A 4442-nucleotide genomic window follows, 5' to 3' on the forward strand; every position below is an offset into this window, starting at 1 on the left:
GCTGCTGAGGATCAGGTCGTTGGAGATGGTCTCCGAAGCGCCGACGCCGGCGCCCAGGATCATGAAGGCAACCAGCAGGCCGCCGATCGACGCACCTCCGGTGAGCAGGATCGTGGCGTAGCCGGCGGCATTCAGCGCCAGCCCGCCGGCGACCACGTAGGCCGGCCTGATGCGCCGTACGATGCGGACGACGGCGAAGCCGGACACCACAGTGAGGACCAGCCCGGGCAGCAGGACCAAGCCCGCTTCCAGGGGCGTCAGTCCGGCCACGAGCTGGAGATGCTGGGAGACGAAGAAGAGGAAGCCCACCATCGAGAAGATGCTGAGCAGGTTCGCCGTGACCGCGCCGCTGAACACCGGATTCCGGAACAGGCGGACGTCCAGCATCGGGACCGGGCGTGCCAGCTGGCGCCCAACGAACAGCAGACCGAAGAGCAGTCCGGCGGCGACGGCGCCGGCCGCGTTGATGGTCAGCCCGTCCTTGGCGAAGGCCTTGATCCCGTAGACCAGCGGAGCCATGGCCAGCAGGGACAGGACGATGCTGGGAATGTCGATGGGGCCGGGGGCAGGGTCCTTGGACTCGGCGACGAAGCGCGGGGCCAGCGCCAGCAGCGGAACCAGGACCGGGACGGCCAGCAGGAAGACGGCGCCCCACCAGAAGTGCTCCAGCAGGAACCCGCCGACGATCGGGCCCAGCGCCGCGCCGCCGGAGAAGCCGGCCGCCCAGACAGCGACCGCCGTGCGCCGCTGCGCCGGATCGATGAAGATGTTCCGGATCAGCGACAGCGTCGCGGGCATCAGCATCGCGCCGAAGAATCCCAGCAGGGCGCGGGCGGCCACCAGTGCCGCAGCCGTCGGCGCGAACGCCGCGAAAACGGAGACGGCGGCGAAGCCGGAGCTGCCGATCAGCAGCAGGCGGCGCCGGCCGATCCGGTCACCCAGGCTGCCCATGGACACCAGCAGGCCCGCCAAGACCAGCGGGTAGATGTCCACGATCCACAGCAGTTCGGTACCGCTGGGCCGCAGCGCCTGCGAAATCGCGGGGACGGCGAAGCTCAGGACGGTGTTGTCCACCGAGACCAGCAGGACCGGCAGCATGAGCACCGCCAGCGCGGTCCATTCGCGGCGGCCGGCCTTGGAGGGGGTTTGCAGTGCAGTCGCGGGGGACAAGGACATGGCGGAACTCCTTCCGGTGGTTGGTGGGGGCGGGACTGAGCTACTGTACCGTCTGGACGGTATGGTTTTCAAGTGTTCGACGGCGGTCCGGCGGCTCCTGCTCCCGGCTCTTGCGCGCTCGCCTCATGCGATACGGTGAAGCAATGCCTGGACAGCCTTCTGCGCGGGAGAAGATCCTGCTCGCCTTCGAACGACTCCTCATCGACGAGGGGGAGCGGGCGGCGACCCTTGATGCGGTCGCCGGGGCGGCGGGCGTCTCCAAGGGCGGCCTGCTGTACCACTTCAAGAGCAAGGAAGCGCTGACCTCTGGACTGATCGCCAAGCTCCGGATCCTGGCGGAGGCGGACTACGAGGCCATGAAGGCGGCGCCGGACGGGCGCGCGGCCTATTACATCCGCAGTTCGGTCTACGAGGACACCGATTTCGACCGGACCCTGATCGCGGCCACGCGGCTGCACCACGGCCAGGACCCGCAGTCGCGGGACGCCCTGCAGGAACTGCAGCGGACCTGGTATGAGCTCATCCTGGAGGAAGTGCGGGATCCGGCGGTGGCCCGGGCAATCCTGCTCATGGGCGACGGCCTCTACTACAACGCCATCCTCGCCGGAGGCTGGCCGGAGGCGCAGGCGGGCAAGCCCGAAGCGACGATCCAGGACCTGCTGGGTGTCGTGCAGGTGCTTGTCGGGCAGGCAGCGAAACCGAACACCTGACCGGTCAGCGGGGTGCGGGCGTGGATGCATGTGCGGCCGCGCTGGCCAGCACCTCCCGGCAGGCCAGGATGGCCGGGCGCTTGGCGCTGGCCCGGCGGACCGAGGTGAAGACGGTGCGCATGGGCCGGCCGGGCAGGTCCAGCAACTGGCAGGTGGTTTCCCGTCCGGTCCAGACCAGATCCGGCATGAAGGCCACCGCATTGCCGGATTCGATCAGCCGGATCTGCGCCTGCAAGTCCGCCGTTTCATAGCGGACATCCGGCTCGAAACCGGCGCTGCGGCAGGCCTGCTCTGCCCAGTGGCGCGAGGCGGCGCCCCGCGGTTCCATCACCCACGGGGCATCCTTGGCGTCCTCGACGGCTGAAATGCCGAACCTGTCCCGGGCCGCCGGCGGGACGGCCAGCCGGATGGCGTCGGAGGTCAGCTTCCGCCGGTCCAGCTCCGGCCAGTGCGGGGCGGCATGGCCGGGATACTGCTCAGCGATCACCAGGTCGAAGTCCCGGGCCCAGGTTTCATGCAGTGCCGTTTCCGGTTCCCGCTGCACCATTTCCACCCGGACATCGGGATACTGCAGGCTCATCATCGTAAGCGCCTCCGGCATCAGGGCCAGGGCAGCGGACTGGAAAACGGCCACGCGCACCGTGCCGGTGACCGCGGTCAGGGATGCGGCCAGATCCGCTTCCGCCCGTTCCAGGGTTTCCAGCAGCTGGGCGGTGTGTGCCACCAGCACCTCTGCCTGCGGGGTCAGCTGCACCCGCCGGCCGGTCTTCCGGAGCAGCTTAACGCCGGCTTCCTTCTCCAGCAGCGCCAGCTGCTGCGATACCGACGACGGACTGAACTTCAGTGCCTCTGCCACCTCCGCGAGGGTGCCCCGGATCTTTAGTTCCCGCAGCAGGCGGAGCCTGCGCACGTCCAGCATGAGGGCCTCGCCTTTCTTTGGGAAAACCGATGGATATCCATCAGAAAAGGTCACTTTATCTAATTGAACCGCGCTTCCATACTGGTGTGAACCAAGTAACCGACGTCACAGAAAGCGGAGGTCCACCATGATGCAGAACTTCCTGACTGATCCCGCCGCCAGCCCTCCGGCCAAGGACGACGCCCCACTGCAACAGGACGCGTTGGCCCAGGAGGTGATCGCCCAGGTCCGCCGCTGGCTGGCGGAAGCGGCGAAGGTGCCGGCGGAAGTTTCGGCGCAGCGTCTGGCTGGGGTGCTGAAGGACCCGAACGGCCTGGACTTCACGGTGGGCTTTGTCGACGGCGTCATCCGCCCCGAGGATGTGAAGGTCGCCGCCCGGAACCTGGCCGCGCTTGCGCCGGAGGTGCCCGCTTTCCTGCCCTGGTACCTGCGCTCAATGGTCCGGCTGGGTGGGGCCGCCGCGCCGGTCCTGCCACAGGTGGTCATCCCGGCCGCGCGCCGGGCGCTGCGGGCGATGGTCGGCCACCTGATCGTGGACGCCACGGACGCCCGGCTGGGACCCGCGATCGGCAAGCTCCGCAGCGACGGCACCCGGCTGAATATCAACCTGCTGGGCGAGGCCGTCCTGGGCCACCGCGAAGCCGCCCGCCGCCTCGAGGGGACCCGCAGGCTCCTGGCGCGTGACGACGTCGACTATGTCTCCATCAAGGTCTCCTCCACGGTCGCCCCGCACTCGCAGTGGGCCTTCGAGGAGGCGGTGGCCGCCGTCGTCGAAAGCCTCACCCCGCTGTATGAACTGGCCGTGTCCTCGCCAACCCCCAAGTTCATCAACCTGGACATGGAGGAGTACAAGGACCTGGACCTGACCATCGCGGTCTTCCGGACGATCCTCGACCAGTCGCGCTTCCGCGGCCTCGAAGCGGGCCTGGTGCTGCAGGCCTACCTTCCGGATGCGCTGGGAGCCGCCATCGCACTGACGGAATGGGCCCAGGCGCGCCGGGCCGCCGGCGGGGCTCCGATCAAGATCCGCGTGGTCAAGGGCGCCAACCTGCCGATGGAACAGGCGGAGGCGTCCCTGCATGACTGGCCGCTGGCCACCTGGGGCTCCAAGCAGGAATCGGACACCAATTACAAGCGGGTCCTCAACTACGCCCTCACTCCGGAGCGGACGGACGCGGTGCGCATCGGCGTCGCCGGGCACAACCTCTTTGATGTGGCGTATGCATGGCTGCTGGCCAAGCAGCGGGGCGTGCAGGAGCGGATCGACTTCGAGATGCTGCTGGGCATGGCGCAGGGACAGGCTGAGGCGGTGAAGAAGGACGTCGGCCGGCTGCTGCTCTACACCCCGGTAGTCCAGCCGCAGGAGTTCGACGTCGCCATCGCCTATCTGATTCGCCGCCTCGAGGAGGGCGCGAGCCAGGAAAACTTTATGTCTGCAGTCTTCGAGCTGGCGGAGAACGAGGCGCTGTTCGAGCGGGAAAAGCAGCGCTTCCTTGCCTCGCTTGCGGAATTGGACGACGGCGTACCGGCGCCCCACCGCACGCAGGACCGGAACCGGCCGGAGCCGCCGGCGCCGGCCGGCTACTTCCGGAACACCCCCGACACCGACCCGGCGCTGCCCGCCAACCGCGCCTGGG

General features: G+C 68.5%; 4 protein-coding genes. 2 read left to right on the forward strand and 2 right to left on the reverse strand.

The annotated features are described in order from the left end of the window. Positions 1 to 1176 (reverse strand): MFS transporter (locus AC5RW2_RS40720; protein WP_494075274.1); only part of this gene is annotated, 1176 nt, incomplete at its 3' end. A 143-nt stretch (positions 1177 to 1319) separates the two neighbouring features. Between AC5RW2_RS40720 and AC5RW2_RS40725 the strand changes: the two genes are divergently transcribed. After that, positions 1320 to 1886 (forward strand): TetR/AcrR family transcriptional regulator, encoded by a 567-nt coding sequence (locus AC5RW2_RS40725; protein ID WP_494029722.1) that lies wholly within the window; start codon positions 1320 to 1322, stop codon positions 1884 to 1886. A 4-nt stretch (positions 1887 to 1890) separates the two neighbouring features. Here AC5RW2_RS40725 and AC5RW2_RS40730 read toward each other — a convergent pair whose 3' ends face one another. Continuing rightward, positions 1891 to 2805 carry a LysR substrate-binding domain-containing protein gene (locus AC5RW2_RS40730; RefSeq protein ID WP_494029721.1) on the reverse strand — a complete coding sequence of 305 codons (915 nt, stop codon included), beginning with the start codon at positions 2803 to 2805 and terminating at the stop codon, positions 1891 to 1893. Positions 2806 to 2935: 130 nt separating this feature from the next. Here AC5RW2_RS40730 and AC5RW2_RS40735 point away from each other — a divergent pair. After that, positions 2936 to 4442 (forward strand): proline dehydrogenase family protein (locus tag AC5RW2_RS40735; RefSeq protein WP_494075275.1); only part of this gene is annotated, 1507 nt, incomplete at its 3' end.

The sequence above is a fragment of the Arthrobacter sp. B0316-1-20 genome (assembly GCF_059091865.1).

Bases quoted from the DNA above. Each gene is read 5' to 3' on its own strand.
- AC5RW2_RS40725 (WP_494029722.1), top strand. From the start codon at position 1,320: ATGCCTGGACAGCCTTCTGCGCGGGAGAAGATCCTGCTCGCCTTCGAA.
- AC5RW2_RS40730 (WP_494029721.1), bottom strand. From the start codon at position 2,805: ATGCTGGACGTGCGCAGGCTCCGCCTGCTGCGGGAACTAAAGATCCGG.